Source organism: Bradyrhizobium sp. HKCCYLS3077, from assembly GCF_051167555.1.
Lineage (GTDB): Bacteria > Pseudomonadota > Alphaproteobacteria > Rhizobiales > Xanthobacteraceae > Bradyrhizobium.
Window position 1 is genome coordinate 38,576 of record NZ_JBNPTH010000012.1, and the last position, 22,067, is coordinate 60,642.

The 22,067-nt window shown below is 65.7% G+C and carries 22 protein-coding genes; 13 read left to right on the forward strand and 9 right to left on the reverse strand.

Annotated features, from left to right (window positions below; genetic code table 11):
• The first annotated feature begins 54 nt into the window (after window positions 1-54).
• Window positions 55-1,434, forward strand: coding sequence for a sigma-54-dependent transcriptional regulator FlbD (flbD, locus tag ACQR0Z_RS33485; protein ID WP_434860438.1), 1,380 nt, complete (start codon window positions 55-57; stop codon window positions 1,432-1,434).
• A gap of 73 nt (window positions 1,435-1,507) precedes the next feature.
• The gene (locus ACQR0Z_RS33490; protein WP_434921480.1) at window positions 1,508-1,903 is read left to right on the forward strand and encodes a hypothetical protein; all 396 of its coding nucleotides are present in this window, start codon (window positions 1,508-1,510) and stop codon (window positions 1,901-1,903) included.
• Window positions 1,904-2,228: 325 nt separating this feature from the next.
• Here ACQR0Z_RS33490 and ACQR0Z_RS33495 read toward each other — a convergent pair whose 3' ends face one another.
• The 6 genes from ACQR0Z_RS33495 to ACQR0Z_RS33520 all read right to left on the reverse strand — a co-directional run bounded on the left by ACQR0Z_RS33495 (window position 2,229) and on the right by ACQR0Z_RS33520 (window position 6,892).
• The gene (locus ACQR0Z_RS33495) at window positions 2,229-2,384 is read right to left on the reverse strand and encodes a hypothetical protein (RefSeq protein WP_434921481.1); all 156 of its coding nucleotides are present in this window, start codon (window positions 2,382-2,384) and stop codon (window positions 2,229-2,231) included.
• An 80-nt stretch (window positions 2,385-2,464) separates the two neighbouring features.
• Window positions 2,465-3,043: a flavin reductase family protein gene (locus tag ACQR0Z_RS33500; RefSeq protein ID WP_434860441.1), complete on the reverse strand. Its 579-nt coding sequence runs from the start codon at window positions 3,041-3,043 to the stop codon at window positions 2,465-2,467.
• Between the two features lie 14 nt (window positions 3,044-3,057).
• On the reverse strand, window positions 3,058-3,918 hold the full coding sequence (locus tag ACQR0Z_RS33505; protein ID WP_434921482.1) for an ATP-binding cassette domain-containing protein: 861 nt from the start codon (window positions 3,916-3,918) through the stop codon (window positions 3,058-3,060).
• Between the two features lie 8 nt (window positions 3,919-3,926).
• Window positions 3,927-4,733: an aliphatic sulfonate ABC transporter permease SsuC gene (gene ssuC, locus ACQR0Z_RS33510; protein WP_434921483.1), complete on the reverse strand. Its 807-nt coding sequence runs from the start codon at window positions 4,731-4,733 to the stop codon at window positions 3,927-3,929.
• The gene (gene ssuD, locus ACQR0Z_RS33515) at window positions 4,730-5,905 is read right to left on the reverse strand and encodes an FMNH2-dependent alkanesulfonate monooxygenase (protein ID WP_434921484.1); all 1,176 of its coding nucleotides are present in this window, start codon (window positions 5,903-5,905) and stop codon (window positions 4,730-4,732) included. Before ssuD ends, ssuC begins: the two co-directional genes overlap by 4 nt.
• Before the next feature lie 30 nt (window positions 5,906-5,935).
• On the reverse strand, window positions 5,936-6,892 hold the full coding sequence (locus tag ACQR0Z_RS33520; protein ID WP_434921485.1) for an aliphatic sulfonate ABC transporter substrate-binding protein: 957 nt from the start codon (window positions 6,890-6,892) through the stop codon (window positions 5,936-5,938).
• Between the two features lie 384 nt (window positions 6,893-7,276).
• Here ACQR0Z_RS33520 and napE point away from each other — a divergent pair, with 384 nt between their 5' ends.
• From napE to ppk2, 7 genes are all read left to right on the forward strand, one after another.
• Window positions 7,277-7,462, forward strand: coding sequence for a periplasmic nitrate reductase, NapE protein (gene napE / locus ACQR0Z_RS33525; protein ID WP_434860446.1), 186 nt, complete (start codon window positions 7,277-7,279; stop codon window positions 7,460-7,462).
• Window positions 7,463-7,479: 17 nt separating this feature from the next.
• Window positions 7,480-7,800 (forward strand): chaperone NapD, encoded by a 321-nt coding sequence (locus ACQR0Z_RS33530; RefSeq protein ID WP_434878913.1) that lies wholly within the window; start codon window positions 7,480-7,482, stop codon window positions 7,798-7,800.
• A 15-nt stretch (window positions 7,801-7,815) separates the two neighbouring features.
• Complete coding sequence (gene napA, locus ACQR0Z_RS33535) at window positions 7,816-10,320, forward strand: nitrate reductase catalytic subunit NapA (RefSeq protein ID WP_434921486.1); 2,505 nt, start codon at window positions 7,816-7,818, stop codon at window positions 10,318-10,320.
• Window positions 10,321-10,343: 23 nt separating this feature from the next.
• A complete protein-coding gene (locus ACQR0Z_RS33540; RefSeq protein ID WP_434921572.1) occupies window positions 10,344-10,796 on the forward strand; it encodes a nitrate reductase cytochrome c-type subunit in 453 nt (150 codons plus the stop codon).
• Window positions 10,793-11,455, forward strand: coding sequence for a NapC/NirT family cytochrome c (locus tag ACQR0Z_RS33545; RefSeq protein WP_434921487.1), 663 nt, complete (start codon window positions 10,793-10,795; stop codon window positions 11,453-11,455). Before ACQR0Z_RS33540 ends, ACQR0Z_RS33545 begins: the two co-directional genes overlap by 4 nt.
• A gap of 393 nt (window positions 11,456-11,848) precedes the next feature.
• A complete protein-coding gene (locus ACQR0Z_RS33550; RefSeq protein WP_434921488.1) occupies window positions 11,849-12,958 on the forward strand; it encodes an ATP-dependent DNA helicase in 1,110 nt (369 codons plus the stop codon).
• Between the two features lie 561 nt (window positions 12,959-13,519).
• Complete coding sequence (ppk2, locus tag ACQR0Z_RS33555) at window positions 13,520-14,644, forward strand: polyphosphate kinase 2 (RefSeq protein ID WP_434921489.1); 1,125 nt, start codon at window positions 13,520-13,522, stop codon at window positions 14,642-14,644.
• Between the two features lie 178 nt (window positions 14,645-14,822).
• Here ppk2 and ACQR0Z_RS33560 read toward each other — a convergent pair whose 3' ends face one another.
• A complete protein-coding gene (locus tag ACQR0Z_RS33560; protein WP_434878907.1) occupies window positions 14,823-15,074 on the reverse strand; it encodes a hypothetical protein in 252 nt (83 codons plus the stop codon).
• A gap of 369 nt (window positions 15,075-15,443) precedes the next feature.
• Here ACQR0Z_RS33560 and ACQR0Z_RS33565 point away from each other — a divergent pair, with 369 nt between their 5' ends.
• Window positions 15,444-16,763 carry a hypothetical protein gene (locus tag ACQR0Z_RS33565; RefSeq protein ID WP_434921490.1) on the forward strand — a complete coding sequence of 440 codons (1,320 nt, stop codon included), beginning with the start codon at window positions 15,444-15,446 and terminating at the stop codon, window positions 16,761-16,763.
• Window positions 16,764-17,549: 786 nt separating this feature from the next.
• Here the strand turns inward: ACQR0Z_RS33565 and ACQR0Z_RS33570 are convergent.
• Window positions 17,550-19,232 (reverse strand): caspase family protein, encoded by a 1,683-nt coding sequence (locus ACQR0Z_RS33570; protein ID WP_434921491.1) that lies wholly within the window; start codon window positions 19,230-19,232, stop codon window positions 17,550-17,552.
• 266 nt (window positions 19,233-19,498) lie between these two features.
• Between ACQR0Z_RS33570 and msrA the strand changes: the two genes are divergently transcribed.
• The 3 genes from msrA (at window position 19,499) to ACQR0Z_RS33585 (ending at window position 21,427) form a co-directional block, all read left to right on the forward strand.
• Entirely contained in the window at window positions 19,499-20,215 is a 717-nt protein-coding gene (msrA, locus tag ACQR0Z_RS33575) for a peptide-methionine (S)-S-oxide reductase MsrA (RefSeq protein ID WP_434878904.1), read from the forward strand.
• Window positions 20,216-20,310: 95 nt separating this feature from the next.
• On the forward strand, window positions 20,311-20,736 hold the full coding sequence (gene msrB / locus ACQR0Z_RS33580; RefSeq protein WP_434860459.1) for a peptide-methionine (R)-S-oxide reductase MsrB: 426 nt from the start codon (window positions 20,311-20,313) through the stop codon (window positions 20,734-20,736).
• A gap of 403 nt (window positions 20,737-21,139) precedes the next feature.
• Window positions 21,140-21,427, forward strand: coding sequence for a hypothetical protein (locus tag ACQR0Z_RS33585; RefSeq protein WP_434860460.1), 288 nt, complete (start codon window positions 21,140-21,142; stop codon window positions 21,425-21,427).
• Window positions 21,428-21,515: 88 nt separating this feature from the next.
• On the opposite strand, the gene ACQR0Z_RS33590 is transcribed toward ACQR0Z_RS33585, so the two are convergent.
• Window positions 21,516-22,067, reverse strand: a complete 552-nt coding sequence (locus ACQR0Z_RS33590) for a DUF4112 domain-containing protein (RefSeq protein WP_434921492.1) — start codon at window positions 22,065-22,067, stop codon at window positions 21,516-21,518.

Genomic DNA, 22,067 nt, shown 5'->3' on the forward strand with positions numbered 1-22,067 from the left:
GGACATGATCCCCGCGCGCTGACCGAGAGCGGCGCGACCGAATAGGAGACCACCATGCGGCTTCTCATCGTCGGAACGCTGAAGGGTCAGCTGACCGCGGCCACCAAGATCGCCATGGAGAATGGCGCCACCGTCACCCATGCCGAGGACAACGAGCAGGCGATGCGCGTGCTGCGCGGCGGCAAGGGCGCCGACCTGCTGCTGGTCGACGTCGCGCTCGACATCCGCGACCTCGTGATGCGGCTCGACGCCGAGCACATCCATGTGCCGATCGTCGCCTGCGGCATCACCAGCGACGCCCGCGCCGCGGTCGCCGCCATCCATGCCGGCGCCAAGGAATACATTCCGCTGCCGCCGGATCCGGAGCTGATCGCGGCTGTGCTCGCCGCCGTCGCCAATGACAGCCGCGACTTGGTCTATCGCGACGACGCCATGGCCAAGGTGATCAAGCTGGCGCAGCAGATCGCAGGCTCCGACGCCTCGGTGATGATCACCGGTGAATCCGGCACCGGCAAGGAGGTGCTGGCGCGCTACGTCCACACCCGCTCCGCCCGCGCCAAGCGTCCCTTCATCTCGATCAACTGCGCCGCGATCCCCGAGCATCTGCTGGAGTCCGAGCTGTTCGGGCACGAGAAGGGCGCCTTCACCGGCGCGGTCGCACGCCGCGTCGGCAAGTTCGAGGAGGCCAATGGCGGCACGCTGCTGCTCGACGAAATCTCCGAGATGGACGTGCGGCTGCAGTCGAAGCTGTTGCGCGCGATCCAGGAGCGCGTGATCGACCGCGTCGGCGGCACTCGCCCCGTCCCGGTCGACATCCGCATCATCGCGACCTCGAACCGCAACCTGGCGGACGCCGTGCGCGAGGGCACCTTCCGCGAGGATCTGCTGTTCCGGCTCAACGTCGTGAACCTGAAGATCCCGCCGCTGCGGGAGCGTCCGGCCGACATCCTCGAACTGGCCCAGCACTTCGCGCGCAAATACTCCGATGCCAACGCCGTGCCGCTGCGGCCGATCTCGCCGGAAGCCAAGCGCATCCTCACCACCAACCGCTGGCCGGGCAACGTGCGCGAGCTGGAGAACACGATGCACCGCGCCGTGCTGATGGCGCAGGGCGACGAAATCGGGCCGGATGCGATCCTCACCCCCGATGGCGCCCGGCTCGACATCGGCAAGACGCAACCCGCCGTCGCCCATGCTACGATGGCCGCCGAGCAGGTCACACGCGCCCTCGTCGGCCGCACCGTCGCCGATGTCGAACGCGACCTGATCCTCGAAACCCTGAAGCACTGCCTGGGCAACCGGACTCATGCGGCCAACATTCTGGGAATCTCGATCCGCACATTGCGCAACAAGCTCAACGAATATGCCGATGGCGGCGTGCCGATCCCGCCGCCGGGCGCCGGCGACACGCCGCGCATGCCGAGCGCTGTCTAGACTGGCACACGCTTTCGGACTCGTTCTTGGCGGCGCGCTCACGCCGAGCGCGCCGCTTTTCATTTCAACGGCCATGGCCGAGACACGTGGCGTGCTGGCCGGCTGCTGGGAGCAGACGTCGCACGCGCCGCTGGTGAAGCCATCCTCCCGGGAGGAATGGGGCGCGCGCAGCTGGTGCTTTGCCAGCAGGGGCAAGCTGATCTCGCGCACCCTCGCGTGCGGGACAGGCGGCTGCGACGGCTGGGACAATGAGCGCCGCTATCGCTGGCGGCCACCCTATCTGTCTCTGTCCGACATCGAGACCTCACCGGACAGCAAGACACAGACGCGCGTCTGGCGCCGCTGCCGGGTGCAATTTCTTTCCGCTGACTGGATGCAGTTGCAGGGTTGCGAACAGTCGACAGACCCGTGGGTGCGCGAGCCGCCGCAACAGCGGCGCCGCGCAGCCCGCACCTTGGCCGACGATTAGGACAGGGCTTGGCGACGGCTCTGCGCGATGATCACAAAAAGCCGATGAGGACGGCCACGAGCGGCGGTCTCACTCTCACCCTCCCCTTGAGGGCAGGGCAATCGCATTTGACGATCGAAGTGTTGCGCCCGTCTGTTTCCACGTCGTCATGGCCGGGCTCCGTCCCGGCCATGACGATGTGGCTAAAGTTTCGCGACAAACTCAGATTGGTCATAGGCGATTGCCCTGCCCTGGAGGGGGACAGCGGGCTGACCCGCAAGCTCCGGGCGAAGACGCGGAAACGTGCGCAAGGCGACCAGATACGATTCCGTAGAACACATCAGCTCTACGAATAGCTTGGCGCCTCGGGATTGCGGAAGATGTGGATGGGATCGCCGGGCGTGAGCGTCCGCTGCGTCAACGCGGCATAGGCATAGAGCGCGAGATACAGGATCGCGACCGTGCCGACCACGTAGAGAGCCCAGGTTCCGATCCGCTTCATGATATCCGCTGCCGACGTCGACAACGGCTTTTACGGCGTCTGGCCGACCGACGCCAGCGCAGGCCCGACGGTTCGAGACGTCAGGGGGTTGCCCGCGGATCAGGCACGCTCAGCGCGGCCAGCCGTCCGAGGTCATCGTCGTCGCGATCGACGGTGACATAGCTGCCATGCCAATACGCCAGGGCCGCCGATTGCGGCGCGACGGCGACGTGCACCACGCGGCCGATCACGATGGCATGGGAATGGCGCTCGATGATCTCCTCGACCTCGCAGTCCAGCGTCGCCAGTGCCCCGACCAGGAGCGGCACACCGGTGACGTGCTTGCGCCACTCGGCGCCGGCGAAACGCTCGGCGCCGCGCAAGCCCCCCTTGCCGGCAAACCGCTCCGCCACGCCGATCTGGTCAGCCGCCAGCAGATTGGCGCCGAACACGCGCTCCCGCTGCAGGATCGGCCACGACGAGGCGTTGCGATTGAGGCTGACGATGATCGACGGCGGGTCGACCGCGAGCGAGGACAGCGAACTCACGGTCATGCCGGTGACCTCGTCACCCCGTCCGACGGTGATGACGCTGACGCCGCCGACCAGTTGGCGCATCGCGGAGCGGAAATCAGGCGCAGGCGCCGGGGCATCAGACATGTGACGGGCGACGAAGTTCATTGCGTTGATCTTTCCTAACCTGTCGTGCCCGGTCCTAGCAACTGGCCCAGGATCGAACCTTCCAGCGCGGCAAGCTCGGCAGAGCCGCGCTGGCGCGGGCGCGGCAGGTCAACGATGATATCTTCGGCAATCTGCCCGTTTTCGATCACCAGAACCCGATCAGCCAGGGCGACGGCTTCGGCGACGTCATGGGTGACCAGGATTGCGGTGAAGGTCTGGTCGGCCCAGACCCGCTCCAGCAGCCGCTGCATCGCAATCCGGGTTAGCGCGTCGAGCGCGCCGAGCGGCTCGTCGAACGCCAGCAGGCGCGGCCCGCTGACCAGCGCGCGCGCCAGCGCCACGCGCTGCTTCTGGCCACCGGACAACACCGCCGGCCATTGGTCGCGCTTCTCGGCGAGACCGACCTCCTCCAGCGCCTGCCGCGCGCGCTCATGCGCGCCTGCTGTCTTGCGCTCCCGGCCGAGGCCGACTTCGACATTGGCCAGCACCCGCGCCCAGGGCAGCAGCCGCGGCTCCTGGAACATGACGCGGACGTCCTCCGCGCGTGCCTCCGTCTCGCCGAAGCTGATCGTGCCCGAGGTCGGCTTGTCCAGGCCAGCGATCAGCCGCAGCAGCGTGCTCTTGCCGCAGCCGCTCTGGCCGACGATGGCGACGAACTGACCGGCCGGAATCTCCAGGTCGATGCCGCGCAGCACCTCGTTGTCGCCGAACGCCTTGCGGAGATCGCGGATCACCAGCGGCAAGCCGCGCGTCTCTGATGGGGCTGGGGTCACGCCGGGCTTCCTGTACCGACGGGAAGCCTCAGCATGCCCGATCACCTCGGGAGCGTCGATCGCCTGGGCATTGGACACGGGAAGCCGGAGTACTTGCTGCATTACAGACCTCAATGCGTGCTGAACGCCGGATGCCAGGACAGCGTCAGCCGCTCCAGCGGCCGCGAGGCGCTGTCGGCGACCTTGCCCAGCAGGGCGTAGATCAGGATGGAGAGGACGACGACGTCGATCTGCATGAACTCGCGCGCTTGCATCGCCATGTAGCCGAGCCCTGAGGACGCCGCGATTGTCTCCGCGACAATCAGGGTGAGCCACATGATGCCGAGCGCGAAGCGCAGGCCGACGAAGATCGAGGGCAGCGCGCCGGGGAAGATCACGCGGCGAAACAGCTCGCCATCCGTCATGCCGTAGACGCGGCCCATTTCAATGAGTTGCGGGTCGACGGTGCGAATCCCGTGCAGCGTGTTCAGGTACACGGGGAAGAACACGCCGAGCGCGACGAGAAACAGCTTCGCGCTCTCGTCGATGCCGAACCACAGGATCACGAGCGGAATCAGCGCCAGATGCGGCACGTTGCGCACCATCTGCAATGTCGTGTCGGTGAGCTTCGACGACAGCTGCGACAGGCCGTTGGCGAGACCGAAGGCGAAGCCGATGCTGCCGCCGATCAGGAAGCCGATCGAGGCGCGCCAGAAGCTGACCCAGATGTTGCGGCCGAGCTCGCCCGACCACAACAGTTTCCACCCGGCGCGCGCGACATCGCTCGGCGCCGGCAGCACGCGCGGCGAGACGAAGCCTGCGACCGAGGCGGCCTGCCAGACTAGGAGGATCGCGAGCGGGACGAGCCAGGGCAGCAGACCATCCGCCTTGGGGACGGTCAGCTTGCGAACCTTGGTAAGGCTGTCGATCAGGCTCATGACTGCGACGCCCGCTGCAGGGGACGATGCTCATTGGCGATGGTCTCGCCAAATGGGCCCGTATTCGCGCGGAGCTTGGTGACGTTGCCGCCCTGCTCCACCGTGTTCAGCCCGAGCTTCGGGAACACCAGCTCGGCGAAGCGATAGGCTTCCTCGAGATGCGGATAGCCGGAGAGGATGAAGGTATCGATGCCGATGTCCTGATACTCGCGGATGCGTGCCGCCACCGTATCGGGATCGCCGACCAGCGCGGTGCCTGCACCGCCACGAACGAGGCCGACGCCGGCCCACAGATTCGGGCTGATCTCGAGCTTGTCACGGCGGCCGCCATGCAGCTGCGACATGCGCTGCTGCCCGACCGAGTCCATCCGCGCGAAGATCTTCTGCGCCGACGCAATGGTGTCGTCGGTGACGTGCTTGATCAGATCATCGGCGGCAGCCCATGCCTCTTCGTTGGTCTCACGGACAATGACATGGAGCCGGATGCCAAAGGACAGCTTACGGCCGCGCTTGTCGGCCGCGGCCTTGACCTTGGCGACCTTGGCGGCAACGTCGGCCGGCGGCTCGCCCCAGGTGAGGTACTTCTCGACCGTGTCGACGGCGACGTCGATGCCGGCATCCGACGAGCCACCGAAGAACAGCGGCGGCCGCGGCGACTGCACCGGCGGAAACAGCAGCCGGCCGTCCTCGACCGTGATGTGCTTGCCGGAGAAGTTGACGGCCTCGCCTTCGAGCAGCTTGTTGTAGACAGTGAGGAACTCGCGGGTGACCTCGTAGCGCTCCTCATGCGACAGGAAGATGCCGTCGCCCTTGTTCTCGACCGGATCGCCGCCGGTGACGACGTTGATCAGCAGCCGTCCATTGCTGACGCGGTCGAGCGTCGCGGTCATGCGCGCGGCGACGCTCGGCGACTGCAGACCGGGGCGCACCGCCACGAGATAGCGCAGCTTCTCGGTGAACGGCGCGACCGCCGAGGCAACGATCCACGAATCCTCACAGCTGCGTCCGGTCGGCAGCAGCACGCCGTAATAGCCGAGCTGATCGGCGGCCTGGGCGATCTGGCGCAGATAGTTGAAGTTGACCTCGCGGCCGCCTTCGGAGGTGCCGAGATAGCGGCCGTCACCATGGGTCGGCAGGAACCAGAGGACGTTGGGCTTCGAAGCGTTACTCATATCGATCTCTTTCGGTGTCGCAGGAGAACGTCAGGTGGACGGCGTCCACTTCCAGACGATGTCGGCGACGTTGACTTGCTTGGGAATGAGCCCGACGCGGGCGAAACGATCCGCCACCGCCTGCTGGCTCTTGATGATCTCGTCATCGATCGGCACGACGCTGTAGACCGAGCGGTCGACGAAGCGCTTCACCGCCTCGATGTCGACGCCGGTCGCCTCCGCCTGCGCCTTGGCGACTTCCTCGTGATGGCTGTTGGCCCAGATGCCTTCAGCCGCGAAGGCGGCATTCAGCTTGGCGACCACGGCCGGATACTTTTCGACGAAGTCCGAGCCGACGATGTAGAAGGCATTCGGCTTGTGAACGTCCTTGTCCCACGCAACGACGCGCGCGTTCTCCTTCAGCTCGGCGAGCGCGAGATAGGGATCCCAGATCGACCAGGCGTCCACCGAGCCCTTGACGAAAGCCGCCGTCGCATCGGCGGGCGCCAGCGGCGCCGGGGTGATGTCGCTCCAGGCAATGCCGGCCTTTTCCAGCGCCGCGACCAGGAGGTTGTGCGCGCTCGAGCCCTTGCCGAAGGCGATGCGCTTGCCCTTCAGGTCGGCCAGCGTCTTGATCGGCGAGTCCTTCGGCACGATGATCGCCTGGGTGCTGCCGTTCTGCTTGACGGCCGCGGCATAGCGGATCTTGGCATTGGCGGCTTGCGCGAAGATCGGCGGCGCGTCGCCGACATAGCCGAAATCGACGCTGCCGACATTGATGGCCTCAAGCAGCGGCGGACCGAACTGGAAGTCGACCCAGACGACGCTGATCCCATCGGCCTTGAAGGCATTTTCGATCGTGCCGCGTGCCCGCACGGCCGGGAAGAAGCCGCCCTTCTGGGTGCCGATGCGGATTTCCTTCGGCTTGTCCTGAGCCCGCAGCGGCGCCGCGCAGGCCATCACCGCAGCCGATGCCAATGACAGTTTCAGAAAATCACGACGCTCCATTGCCCTCTCCGCTCGGCTTGCGCATCCGCGTTGATGCGGTGCAAGGGATGATGGTGGCGGGCCGAACGGGTGTCGAGCACCCCGGAAAAATAGCGATGCCGGTCCTCTCCGGTCGCAATCCCAGGGGATGTTTGTTTCAAGCAGGCAAGCCAAAGCAGCATATTTTCTCAGGCGCCTGCGACGCAATCACGCATCTTCACGCGGCATCAACCACGATCGCAAACAGAGAGCTGGCGAATCCGCTGTGACGAGTGGCCGGTCAGGAGCGCAAGTTCCCGCCTTGATCCACGTCAACGCCGGTTCCGCGGCATCCGCTAATTTGGCAACAGGCGCGGCCCGGATGCCGCAAACCCTCCCCCCGCACACATCACAGAGAATTCTCTCATGTCGCTCGTCGGCAGCGATGCGAACGCGCGTGCGCGTCGCAGACGCATGGAAGTCTTTGCCTTCCTGTTCCTCACCGCCGTGATCATGCCCGCGCTGGCGGTCGCCACCGTCGGCTCCTACGGGCTGGCGGTGTGGGTCTACCAGATGATGGCCGGCCCTCCCGGCCCGCCCGCCGCACACTGATCGGAAGGACGTCTCCCATGCTCAATCACCGCACCTCCTTCGATCGCCGGGCCCTGATCACCGGCCGCGTCCTGACAGCCGAGCCCGTGGTCACGCCGCCGGCCGGCGAGATCGCCAGCATCATCGTGCAGACCCGCCCCGATCAGCTCGATCGCGTCGCCTCGGACATTCTCGCGCTCGACGGCTGCGAGATCCACGCACGCGACGAGCGCGGCAAGCTGATCGTCGTCGTCGATGCGCCCGATGCCGGCGCGCTCGGCGCCACCATGAACCGCATCGGGCTGCTGCCCCACGTGCATTCCGCCTGCCTCGTCTTCCACGCCATCGACGCCGGCTAATCAACCGAGACCATCATGACCGAACCAAAGATCGACCGCCGCCAGATGCTGAAGCTGGAAGCCGCCGCGATTGCCGCGGCTGCCGCCGGCATGCCCGTGGCCGCACGCGCCGCGAACCTCGTCACCGAACGCGAGGCCACCGAGCTGAAATGGGACAAGGCCGCCTGCCGCTTCTGCGGCACCGGCTGCAGCGTGATGGTCGCGACCAAGGACAACCGCGTCGTCGCCACCCATGGCGACATCAAGGCCGAGGTCAACCGCGGGCTGAACTGCGTCAAGGGCTACTTCCTGTCCAAGATCATGTACGGCCATGACCGCCTGACGCATCCGATGCTGCGCAAGACGAATGGCAAATACGACAAGAACGGCGAGTTCACGCCGGTGTCCTGGGACGAAGCCTTCGACATCATGGCGCTGAAGTTCAAGGACGCCTTGAAGAAGCGCGGTCCCTCCGGCGTCGGCATGTTCGGCTCGGGCCAGTGGACGATCTGGGAAGGCTATGCGGCGTCGAAGCTGTTCAAGGCCGGCTTCCGCACCAACAACATCGATCCCAATGCGCGGCACTGCATGGCCTCCGCCGTCGCCGGCATGATGCGCACCTTCGGCATCGACGAGCCGGCCGGCTGCTACGACGACATCGAGGCCACCGACGCGTTCGTGCTGTGGGGCTCCAACATGGCGGAGATGCATCCGATCCTGTGGACCCGCGTCACCGACCGCCGGCTGTCAGCGCCGCATGTCAAGGTCGCCGTGCTCTCGACCTTCGAGCACCGCTCGTTCGACCTCGCCGATGTCGGCATGGTGTTCAAGCCGCAGACCGACCTCTACATCCTCAACGCCATCGCCAACCACATCATCACGACAGGCCGCGTCAACAGGGACTTCGTCCAGGCGCACACCGTGTTCAAGAAGGGCCAGACCGACATTGGCTACGGCCTGCGGCCCGAGCATCCGCTGCAGAAGAAGGCGACGGGTGCGGCCAAAGCCAACGACGCCACCGACATCAGCTTCGACGAGTATGCCAAGTTCGTCTCGGACTACACGCTGGAGAAGGCGGCCGAGATGTCCGGCGTGCCGTTGAACCGGCTGCAGGCGCTGGCCGAGCTTTATGCCGATCCCAAGACCAAGGTGGTCTCGTTCTGGACCATGGGCTTCAACCAGCACACCCGCGGCGTCTGGTGCAACAACCTCGTCTACAACATCCATCTGCTGACGGGCAAAATCGCCGAGGCCGGCAACAGCCCGTTCTCGCTGACGGGCCAGCCCTCGGCCTGCGGCACAGCGCGTGAGGTCGGCACCTTCTCGCACCGCCTGCCGGCCGACATGGTCGTCACCAACAAGGAGCATCGCACCAAGGCCGAGCACATCTGGCAACTGCCGGAAGGCACAATTCCCGACAAGCCCGGCTATCACGCCGTGCTGCAGAGCCGGATGCTGAAGGACGGCCTGCTCAACGCCTATTGGGTGCAGGTCAACAACAATCTCCAGGCCGGTCCCAACGCCAACGAGGAGACCTATCCCGGCTTCCGCAACCCCGACAATTTCATCGTCGTCTCGGATGCCTATCCCTCAGTCACCGCGCTCGCCGCCGATCTCATCCTGCCGACCGCGATGTGGGTCGAGAAGGAAGGCGCCTATGGCAATGCCGAGCGCCGCACCCAGTTCTGGCACCAGCTCGTCGCCGCGCCGGGCGAGGCGCGCTCTGACCTGTGGCAGTTGATGGAGTTCTCCAAGCGCTTCAAGATCGAGGAAGTGTGGCCGGAGGAGCTGATCGCCAAGAAGCCTGACGTCCGCGGCAAGACGCTGTTCGACGTGCTCTACAAGAACGGCCAAGTCGACAAATTTCCGCTCGATCAGATCGAGCCGGGCTACGCCAACGACGAATCCAAGGCGTTCGGCTTCTACGTCCACAAGGGACTGTTCGAGGAATACGCCGAATTCGGTCGCGGCCATGGCCACGACCTCGCGCCGTTCGAGACCTATCACCGGGAACGCGGCCTGCGCTGGCCGGTGGTCGACGGCAAAGAGACGCGCTGGCGTTTCCGCGAAGGCTCCGACCCTTACGTGAAGGCCGGCACTGGCGTGCAGTTCTACGGCTTCCCGGACGGCAAGGCCCGCATCTTCGCGCTGCCCTACGAGCCGCCGGCGGAATCGCCCGACAAGGACTATCCGTTCTGGCTGTCGACGGGGCGCGTCGTCGAGCACTGGCATTCCGGCACGATGACCCGCCGCGTGCCCGAGCTCTACAAGGCGTTCCCCGAGGCCGTCTGCTTCATGCATCCGGACGACGCGCAGGAGGCCAACCTCAGGCGCGGCGATGAAGTGAAGGTCGCCTCACGGCGCGGCTTCATCCGCGCCCGCGTCGAGACGCGCGGCCGGGACAAGCCGCCGCGCGGGCTGGTGTTCGTGCCGTGGTTCGACGAGTCCAAGCTGATCAACAAGGTGACGCTCGACGCCACCGATCCGATCTCGCTGCAGACCGACTACAAGAAATGCGCCGTGCGCATCGAGCGGGTGTGACTGAGATGATCAAGAAACTTGCCATGATGCTGCTCGCGGCCAGCCTGGCGGCTGGCTCGAGCGCCCTGCTCGCCCAGAGCGTCTCGTCGTCGCTGCGCGGCCCCACGCCGCTGAATGACGAAGGCCCGGCGCCGCCGATGCAGCCGACCAAGAACACCGCCGAGAAGGAGGTGCGCAACTATCCGGAGCAGCCGCCGGTGATCCCGCATGCCATCGACGGCTATCAGGTCGACATGCAGGGCAACAAATGCCTGTCCTGCCATGCGCGTGCGCGCACGGCGGAATCGAAGGCGCCGATGCTGTCGATCACCCACTTCATGGACCGCGACGGCCAGTTCCTCGCCTCGGTGTCGCCGCGGCGCTATTTCTGCACGCAATGCCATGTGCCGCAGAGCACAGCCACGCCCCCGGTCAGCAACGACTTCGTCGACATCGACACCGTGCTGTCGCACGATAAGCCCGGGGCCAGGCGATGAGCAGCGCCGACATCCCGCAGGGGACGGGAACGCCGGCCCCCGAGAAACGGCTCGGCCTCGTCCGCCGCGCCTGGCAATTCCTGCTCGACCTCATCGACGTGCTGCTCAAGCCGAGCTCGATCTTCGGGCTCGGCGTGCTGGTGCTCGCCGGCTTCGTCGCCGGCGTGATCTTCTGGGGCGGCTTCAACACCGCGCTGGAAATCACCAACACGGAGAAATTCTGCACCGGCTGTCACGAGATGAAAGACAACGTGTTCGCCGAGCTGAAGACGACCGTGCACTTCTCCAACCGCTCCGGCGTGCGGGCCTCCTGCCCGGACTGCCACGTGCCGCACAATTGGACCGACAAGATCGCGCGCAAGATGCAGGCCTCGAAGGAGGTCTGGGGCCACCTGTTCGGCTCGATCGACACCCGCGAGAAGTTCAGCGATCGCAGGCTGGAGCTGGCGCTGCATGAATGGGCGCGGTTCAAGACGAATGATTCTCTTGAGTGCCGCAACTGCCACAGCGCGCAGTCGATGGACATCACCAAGCAGTCGCCGCGCGCCGTGGAGGCCCACCAGCGCTTCCTCTTCACCGGCGAAAAAACCTGCATCGACTGCCACAAGGGCATCGCGCACCACCTGCCGGACATGAGGGGTGTGCCCGGCTGGCAGTAGGGTTCTTACTGCGTCCCGTCGAGACACTTCCCGTGCGGCTGCCCCTCACCCCACCCTCTCCCCGTGAAGAACGGGGAGAGGGAGCGCACCGTCGTCTGCCTCTTCCACTTTCCTCCATCTCGAAGCTGTCCGATGCTGTCACTACGCGACCGGTCGGCTCCCCTCCCCCTTGCGGGGAGGGGTTGGGGGTGGGGGTCTCAGCAAAGACTGCCGGAGTGGACCCCCACCCCCGACCCCTCCCCGCAAGGGGGAGGGGAGCGCACCGTCCCTCGGGCACCTGGCTGGTTGTCTCGTCAGAGTAGCTCTTGCACCCATTCCAGCTTGATCTCGCCGAAACAGCCCTTAGGTTCACGGAATGTCCCGAGTCGCCCCGCGGCTCCTTCCCTGTGAGCCATGACCACCTTCTCCCCGCATCAGGATTCCGCCCTCAAGGCCGTCAGCGACTGGCTGAAGGACAAGCCCGGCCGGAACGGCACGCCGCAGGTGTTCCGGCTGTTCGGCTATGCCGGCACCGGCAAGACCACGCTCGCCCGCCACATCGCCGAGGGGGTCGATGGCGAGGTCAAGTTCGCGGCGTTCACCGGCAAGGCGGCGCTCGTCATGCGCAGCAAGGGCTGCGACAACGCCTCCACCATCCACTCGCTGATCTACCGCGCCCAGGAGAGCGGCGAGGAGCAGCCGAACTTCGAATTGTGGGACGACGCGCCGGCGTCCAAGGCCAAGCTGATCATCATCGACGAATGCTCGATGGTCGACGCCGATCTCGGCCGCGACCTGCTCTCGTTCGACTGTCCGCTGCTGGTGCTCGGCGATCCCGCCCAGCTGCCGCCGGTCAAGGGCGGCGGCTTCTTCACCGACAGCGAGCCGGACGTGATGCTGACCGAGGTGCATCGCCAGGCGCAGGACGATCCGATCGTGCGGATGTCGATGGACGTGCGCGAGGGCAATACGCTCGATGTCGGCCGCTATGGCGAGAGCGAGGTGGTGGAGCGCCGCGAACTCGATCCGTCGCGCGTGATGGAGGCCGACCAGGTGCTGGTCGGCCGCAACGCGACCCGCCGCGCCTACAACAACCGCTTTCGCCAGCGCCTGGACATCGAGGACGCGCTGCCGGTGGCCGGCGACAAGCTGGTCTGCCTGCGCAACAACCGCAAGAAGGGCCTGTTCAATGGCGGACTGTGGCGGGTGAAGTCACGCGCGACCTCGAAGTCCAAGATCGTGACCATGCGCGTCGCGCCCGACGAGGATTTCGGCCGCAAGGTCACCAAGGTCTCGGTGCGCGGCGAGTGCTTCGCCGGCGGCATCGAGGACATCCCCTGGGAGCAGCGCAAGCCCTATGACGAGTTCGACTACGGCTATGTGCTGACCGTGCACAAGTCGCAGGGCTCGCAATGGGACGACGTCGTGCTGTTCGACGAGAGCTTTGCGTTCCAGGAAGCCCGCGCACGCTGGCTCTACACCGGCATCACGCGGGCCGCGAAGCGGCTGAGCATCGTGGTGTGAGCCCGTTGCGCCCTCGCAGGCAGCACCTATCGTCATTCCGGGGCAATCGTCAGAGCGCGATCGCGCTCTGACGATTGAACCCGGAATCCCGAGCTTGTTAGCAAAGAACGCAAGACAATCTCGAGATTGCGGGTTCAAGGCCTACGGCCTTGCCCCCGAATGACAGCAGGACAATTGCATAGGGCGACCGCAGTTTTGTTCTTGCCTCTCACAACGTCGTCATGGCCGGGCTTGTCCCGGCCATCCACGTCGTTCGGCATGCTGAGAACCACGTGAATGCCCGGGCCTTCGCCGCGCCGAAGCGGCTACGGCCGCGCAGGCGGGACAAGCCCGGGCATGACCGAGTCACTAACTTGCTTGTTCGCTCGTCGCGACGTCCTACCCAGATGCGATAGCCCTGGGAATGACGGCGGTCTTGGCTCAAGACGAATTTAACCGAGAACGGTATCGCCCTGCCTTGTTCCCGCGACCCATTGATCCAGGTCAACCTGCCGCAGCACGCTTGGCGGATAAAAAACGATTCACATGTCTGTACATCACCAACAGGCGGGGCGGAGTCGCATGGCCAAGAACACGACCAAGGGCAAGGCTACCAACGGGCAGCGCACCAGGCGCGCCAGTGCCACGGCGCATGTGGCCCGCCGACAATCCGCCGCGAAGCTCGATCCGGTCGCGCAGTCGCTGGTCGACGAGTCGATGCAGGCGGCGCAGATCACGTCGCTGTCGGCCTTCGAGAGCGTGCTCAACGGGCCGCCGGCGCTCGATGCCGATAGCGCGCCAATCAAGGCCATGCTCGACGGCGCCGCGCCCGACGACGCCAAGCTGATGAAGGCGCTGATCGACGGCAAGGCCAAGCGCGACAAGCGTCACACCTCCGACGAACTCGCCGACAATTGGCGCCAGGGCGGCTACCCCTACAAATACCGCATGTACCGCAAGGACTATGAGGAGCAGAAGTTCATCCTGCAAACGGAGCTGCTCAAGCTGCAGAACTGGATGAAGGACGCCCGCCAGCGCCTGGTGCTGCTGTTCGAGGGCCGCGACGCCGCCGGCAAGGGCGGCACGATCAAGCGCTTCATGGAGCATCTCAACCCGCGCGGCGCGCGCGTCGTCGCCTTGGACAAGCCGAGCGATGTCGAGCGCGGCCAATGGTACTTCCAGCGTTATGTCGAGCACCTGCCGACAGCCGGCGAGATCGTGCTGTTCGACCGCTCCTGGTACAACCGCGCCGGCGTCGAGCGCGTGATGGGCTTCTGCTCGCAGGCCGAATATGACGAGTTCCTGCGCCAGGTGCCGGAGTTCGAGCGTAACCTGGTGCGTAGCGGCATGCATCTCATCAAGTTCTGGTTCTCGGTCAGCCGCGAGGAGCAGCGCCGGCGCTTCAAGGAGCGCGAGGCGCATCCGCTGAAGCAGTGGAAGCTGTCGCCGATCGACACCGCCTCGCTCGACAAATGGGACGACTACACCCGCGCCAAGGAGGCGATGTTCTTCTCCACCGACACCGCCGACTGCCCGTGGACAGTGATCAAGTCCGACGACAAGAAGCGCGCGCGGCTGAACGCGATGCGCTGCGTGCTGCACTCCCTGCCCTATGCCGGCAAGGACGTCTCGCGCATCGGCCATGTCGACGACCTCATCGTCGGCCGCGCCAGCGTGATTCACGAGCGCGAGGAGCATGCGAGCTGATGCGAAGCCGCAGTCGTGTAGGGTGGACAAAGGCGCGCCACTGCCCTTTCGACGCGCACGATCGTGATGGCGCCGTGCTCACGGTCTCGCCGCGAACGCCGCCCGACGGTGGGCACGCTGCCGCCTGACAGCGGCTGCTTTGCCGACGCTACTTAATCACTCGTCGCATTCGCCGCACTCAGCGCCGATGGCGCCGAGGCGGCCTCACGGGATCGGCCGGCGGGACCGCCGCATTTGCATTCGGAAAAGCGGACGCGCCACGGCGGGCGAGCTCCGCCTGCCCCGCCGGCGTCAGCGCGCCGCCATTGAGCACGTCGCGGTCGGGATGCATGGCCTCATAGGCCGCCGGCTCGGAGAATTGCGCGGACGCCGCGCTGGCTGTCAATGCCGACATCAGCAGCGCGGCCGCCAGGCTCCTGGATGCGATCATGATGAGGCTCCCCCTGCTGCGCACCAGCGCGCTAAGGATGATGTAGGCGGGCGAAAGCAGCTCCCCAATCACGACTGCGCGATCCGACGGCCATTCGCCGTCGCGACCGTCATGGCGCTGCGCGCTGGCGGCCGATCACATCGCATCGTCACGACCGCTGCTGTCCAGCCCGGGCACCAAGGGGCACGCGCGGAAAGGATGCGAGCAAATGTGAACCAGATCATCTTTTGCGCGATTATTTTATGATATTAACCTATAGGTTGATTCACGAAGCTCCCGTCGATGGAGGTCAATTTGAGACAAAAGCTCATTGCATGGACCGCATTGGTCTTGCTGCCCAGCGCGGTCGCCCAGGCTCAACAAACCGACATGGCGGCCGGGCCCACGGTCAACGGCCGCCAGTTCACGCCGCCCTACTACGTGTTCAGCCCGGACATTCCGGCCGATATCGTGACCCAGAATGTCGGCGCCATCGGCCTGCAGGTCTATGTCGACAACATGGCCTGGGATTCCTTCATCGCGCTCAACTGGCCGGCGCCGAACCCGATCGTCGAGCGCGGCGTGCCCGACCGCGAGAACGTGATCGGCGGCTTCACCTACAGGACCGAGGGCGGCCCCAAGACGATGCCGACCGGACCGGTGGTGTGGGAGACCTACAAGGATTCCGACGACATCTATCTCAACCCGCCGGTCAAGCCGGCGCCGTTCGACGCCGCTGAGCGTGTCCCTCCGCAATGCCTGATCCAGGCCAGGGAGAATCCGGCTGCGGCGCGCCGCACGCTGGTGCGCACCGCCAAGATCAGCGATGTCCTGATCGCCGGCGACAAGCAGGCCGACGGCAACCGCCTCGTCGACCAGAATGGCCAGAACGTCTGGTACGAGGTCAAGCTCAACCGCGTCTATTACGACTACGTAGTGACCAACAAGTTCTACGACAGCCGCAACCAGAGCGGCGCCAAGATCGCGTTTCCGGCATCCTCCAACACCACGGACCGTGCAGCGACCGTGAAGGTCAAGGCGGCGTGGAAGGTGATCGGCGGCCCCGGCAGCAAACAGCCTGACGACGCGACCCGCTTCTACACCACCGACGCGCTGGTGTTCGATCCCGACACCAAGCGCTGCGACGTCAGGAAGCTCGGGCTCGTCGGCCTGCACATCGTCATCAAGACCGACCAATTGCCGCAATGGCTATGGGCGACGTTCGAGCAGGTCGACAACGCGCCGACGCAGAACCAGCCGATCCCGACGGGCGCCAAGTACAATTTCTTCAATCTGAGCTGCACCGACTGCAAGGTCAATCAGCCGCCGGCCAAGGGCTCGACGACGCCGACCCAGGTGATGCGCGTGATCCCGCTCGACGACGTCGCGGCGCAGAAGACGACGCTCTATCAGACGGCGCTGAAGACGCTGCGGTCGGACAATGTCTGGCAGTACTACCGGCTGGTCAATGCGCAATGGGCCGGCAAGGGCGTGCCGATCGGCATGCCGAGCCAGCCGCCCTTCCTCGCCAACACCACGCTGGAGACCTATCTCCAGACCCCGCAGCAGCCGAACGGCTGCATCAACTGCCACGGCAAGTTCGCAGGCTCGAAGGATCTGGACTTTCAGTTGTTCGATGCCTATCCGCGCCAATCGAAGCAGCTGATCGATCTGTTCCGCGTGCCGGGCGCAACGGCGATGAAGCCGTAGCAGCCAAGTGGACGGTTTCTCTCCTGCATGTCGCGCGCGTCGGCGCGACGATAGCTGATGAGCGCCCCCCGTTGCCCGTCGGGTTACTTTGTCGCAACCCGACGGGCCTTGTGTCGTCGGGCAAATCACTGGCACCTTCTGGCGTATCCCGGCCCGCCAGGAGGGGCGCTTCGCGATCGTCACGAACGTTGGGCTGGGGAGCGATGGACGCGACGTGTTGCAGCGGGTCTCGACCTGCGGACGAACAGCATGGCGCGGACGGCGAAAGCGTGTGGTCCTGGCCTCCCGACGCTGAGGCCAAACGGGCGGTGATGATCCGCGCGCGACGGGGGCAAGACAGCCGGTCCCCGGGGAGAGCACGTATAAGCGTTAACACCATCGCGCAGGGAAGGCCGGGATGATCCGGCTGAACCTGTGGTTCTGCCGCGTGCTTATGTGTTGCACGCGGACCATGGGTGTCGGTCGGCACCCGGCCTTCCCTGCGCCCTCCGATTCAGGAGGGACAAGGATCGAGCATCACTCGGGCCGAGCAGGCCGCGAGAACGAGTCGTTATGTCTGAAACAGTCATGTCTGGTGAGGTCGCGCTACAACTAACAGTGTCGTCCCGGCGAACGCCGGGACCTATAACCACCGACCGTGATTTGACGCGCAAATGGCGGCCATCTCGTTTCCACCACGCCCGCCGCGGCGTATGGGTCCCGGGTCAAGCCCGGGACGACGGAAGGTGGCGCAGACATCACGCGTCCCATTCGCGACCGATACGATGCACGCAACCCGCACCGCGCTCACTTCGCCGCCACAAAGAAAAAATCCTCTCGTCCCGGCGGCGAGCCGTAGGTGAAGGGCTGCTGGCGCTGCTTGGTGGCGGCCCAGACATCGTCACGGACGATGTCGAACAGCTTGCGCACCTCGAGGCGCGGCTCCTTGATGGTGCGGGCGAGCGCGGTCGCGAACGGGCTGTTGCCGGTATCGCCGTCGAGCGCGGTGGCGCCGTGCTTGGCGGCATAGACCACCATCATGCCGGCGCCCGGTTCGATGTTGGAGAAGCCCTTGTCGACCAGCTTCAGCGCCAGGGTCTGCTTCATGCCCGGCGCGAACGGATTGTCGCGGCAGGCATCGAGGATGACCAGGCGCAGCTTGCGCGCGGCGCCGACCGCGCCCAGCACCTGCTCGAGCGCGACGGCTTCCGTCTCGGCGTCCTTGTCGGCGACGAGCCGGGCATCGACAGGCACGAGATAGTTGACGCCGCCGATCTCGAAGCCGTGCCCGGCGTAGTAGATCACGGCCCAGTCCGCCTTCTCGGCCTCGGCTTCGAAGTTGCGCAGCGCCTCGAAGAACCTGTCGCGGGAGAGATCATTCAGCAGCGTCACCGACTGGAAGCCCGTATTGCGCAACGTATCCGCGATCAGTTTGGCGTCGCGCGGCGGGTTCGGCAGGGGATGCACGGACTTGTAGCCGCCATTGCCGATCACCAGCGCGACACGGCGCGTGTTGGACGCGGCGCCCGCGGTCTGGGGCGTCAGCGACGCGAGCCGCTCCTGGGCAAGCTTGCGCGCCCGGGCGACATCGAACGGATCGTAGGTGGTGAGCGCGAAGGCGGCCGCACGATAATCGGCGCGCGCCTGGGCGAGGTTGCCGCGCTTCTCGAACAGCTGGCCGCGGCTGGCATGGGCGTGGACGTTGTTCGGATTCATGGCCAGGACCGCGTTGAGATCCTTCAGCGCGGCATCGAGATCGCCCTTGCGCAGATAGGCGTCGGCACGACCGACCATGGCAAACTGATGTTTCGGCGATCGTTCGATGATGCCGCTCCAGCCTGCGATCGCCTCATCGCTGCGCCCCATCATCGACAGCGTCTCGCTGCGGTAGATCGCCGTCAGCGGCGCGGCCGCATCGATCTTCTCGGCCTGGTCGAGATCTGCAAGCGCCCCGTCATAGTCGCCCATCAGGGCGCGCACCCGGCCGCGATTGACATGGCCGAGATAGAGCGTCGGCACGGCACGGATGGCCGCGTTGAAATCGTCGAGCGCGCTTTGCAACGCACCGCGGCGCAGATGAATGGTGCCGCGATTGTTGAAGGCGATCCCGAAGGTCGGCCGCTTCTGCACGGCCGCATCGTAATCGGCCAGCGCCAGCTCGTCCTTGCCCTTGCGCTCATAGACGTAGCCGCGCCGGTTGAGAATGGCGACATTGTCCGGATCGGCGGCGATGGCGGCCGTCAGCGCCTCGATCGCCTTGTCGTCCTGCCGCTTGTTGAGCGCGACGAGGCCGCGAATGTCGAGCGCCAGGGCAAGGTCCTTGCCGGTCAGGTTGCCGCCGTCGAGCAGCCGTTCGCAGGCTTCCGCGCGAGCCGGCAACTCGCCTTGACGGCTGCGACAGACCGCGAGGTCGTCGCTCAGCAGGGGGCCGGCAAGGCCGGCGACATGGGTTGCGATCAGCAGGAGGAACGACAGCAGGAGGCGCGGCATGTCCGGGACTGATCTCGCGTGACGGGCGGGGTCGATCATGTGTCGAACGAATATCGCCGCGGTTCGGCCGAGACCAGCGCGGCGACGAGAAAGGCCCAAGGAAAGGCCCAAGGGACCCATCCAGATCCGCCGGCGCATCGTTCACGCAGTCGTGTGGCTGCCTTTGTAACGCCCGCAGGCCGCCGACGTATCTTGCGACAGAGGCCGGACCGGGCCACTGTTCCGGCCGGCGACATGAGACAATCACCAAAGCGAGGATCCGACAGATGCGCCTCACCCGCTCCCATTTCGTCAAGACAGCCGTGCTCGGCGCCCTCGCGGTGGCCGGTATCGTGGCGTGGCAGCCGCTGCACGCCGCCGAAGAGGCGGTCGTGATCCCGCCGCCGACGCAGGATCAGCCGGCCGCTGATGGGATCGAGACCGCGGTCATCGCCGGCGGCTGCTTCTGGGGCGTCCAGGGCGTCTATCAGCACACCGCGGGCGTCGTCAGCGCGGTCTCCGGCTATGCCGGCGGCACCAAGGCCACGGCCGACTACCGGATGGTGTCGACCGGCAGCACCGGCCATGCCGAGTCCGTCCAGATCAAGTTCGACCCGAAGAAAGTCTCCTACGGCAAGATCCTGCAGATCTTCTTCTCGGTCGTGCACGATCCGACCCAGTTGAACCGGCAGGGTCCGGACACCGGCCCGCAATATCGCTCGGCGATCTTCACGACCTCGGACGCGCAGAAGAAGGTGGCGGAGGCCTATATCGCCCAGCTCGACAAGGCCAAGGTGTTCGGCAAGCCGATCGTCACCAAGGTCGGCAAGCTCGAGGCGTTCTACCCGGCCGAGGACTATCACCAGGACTACCTGACGCTGCACCCGAACCAACCCTATATTGCCTACAACGACCTGCCGAAGATCGACAATCTGAAGAAGATCTTCGCCGAGAACTATATCGACAAGCCGACGCTTGTCAGGGACGCCAAGGCCACGAACTGAGGCGACGAGCCGAGGCGACGAACTGAGGCCTGGCAACAGCCCGACCAGCGCAATGACAGGGGCGGACCGCACGGGTCCGCCGGAGGATCAAGAGGATGAGCGACACGAAGACGAGTGACCCGCGGACGACCGACAAGGTCGTCAAGAGCGAGGCGGAGTGGCGCCGCGAGCTCACGCCGATGCAGTACGCCGTGCTGCGCGAGAAGGCGACCGAGCGGCCGTTCTCGGGCGAATACGAGCATGAGCATCGCACCGGAACCTATGTCTGCGCCGGCTGTGGGCAGACGCTGTTCGAATCCGATGCCAAGTTCGATTCCGGCTGCGGCTGGCCGAGCTTCACCCAGCCGGCGGCAGAGAGCCATATCGACGAGGAGACGGACTATACCCACGGCATGGTCCGCACCGAGGTGCTGTGCTCGAAATGCTCGGGCCATCTCGGCCACGTGTTCCCCGATGGTCCGGGGCCGACCGGCCTGCGCTATTGCATCAACTCGGCGGCCCTGAAGCTGAAGCCGCGCTGACATCGCGAGCCGGCCCTTCGGTGCCGTTGCATTGACGGTATCCGGGGGCTGGCAGCCCCCGGTTGGGGGGTCCCGCGGGACCGAAATCGGCCACAACAGCCCAGATTTTCGCTGGACGCATGGAGCTCTCTTGCATTCACAAGTTGCAGAGCAATTAAGTTATTGAAAAAAGAGGATATTCCGAGAGAGCTGCGGGCAGGCCGGATTTACGATGTGAGCCGGCAGGATTCGCATTTCTGTCAAATCGGCCTATATTAGGGGCTGTAACTGACATGCAGGGCTGGGCCGCCTGGAGCGGCAAAGATACCGCCCTCCACACCCGCAATCGCTGGCGTCATTGCCAAGCTTGATCGTTCGAAAGCTCGCGTCAGCGCTCTTAGCCGACAAGAAGAGGTCTCAGACCATGCGTCCACTGCGTCCGTTCAACTTCAACACCTCTGCCGAACTGTTCCCCGCCGCCATTCGCAAGAAGAAGCGGGCGGGCTTCGCCTATCGGCGGTTCGGCACCGCGGCCGAGGCCGTGCGCTTCGCCATGGAGGAGTTGCCGGCGGATTCGCTCAACGGCGCCTATCTGCAGGTCGAGGAGGCCCGGTTCGACCAGAACGGCATCCGCACCCTGTATGAAAGCGAGGCGTTCCCGTTGCCACGCCGGGCCGTCGAGGAGAAGGCGCCCGACGCCGATGCGGCCTGACGGCAGCCCAACCATCCGACGACACCCTGCCCCGCCCAGTGCGGGGCAGTTTTTTTCTGGAGGTGCTTTTAATCGCTTTTGCCGGGGCTCACCGCGGCTGGGTATCCAACCACCGCCGCAGGATCTTGGCGTTGCGCATGTTGGCGCGGAACAGCACGTCGAACGCGTCGCCGGCCACCGGGACCATGCCGATCACGCCCTCGACGGCGACATTGCCGAGCATGCGGGTGATGACATGCCAGGGCGCGCCGAGGGCACGGGCCTCGCGCACCAGCCACAGCGACAGCGCGGTGGCGATGAGGTCGCCGACCACCGGGATCAGGCCGATGATGCCGTCGATGCCGTAGCGGATGTTGGTGCCAGGCACGACGAAGGCGACGTCGAGCAGCTTGGCGACGGCCTCGAGCCGGGCGATGCGCTGCTCTCGCGTGAGGTTGCCGAACGGGTTGGCACCCTGGAAGTCGAAGCGGACGCCGCCGGGGCCGGCGAAAGCGCCGTTAAACGAGGACTGGAACTGCCCGCCTTGCGGGATCTCCCGCCCGTCCTGGTCGATGATCGGCCCACGCGCCTCCTTGGCGCTGAAATTCGCCTGGGAAGCGCGTCCGGAAGCGCGGCGGGAGGGGGAGACCTGGTCTTGCAT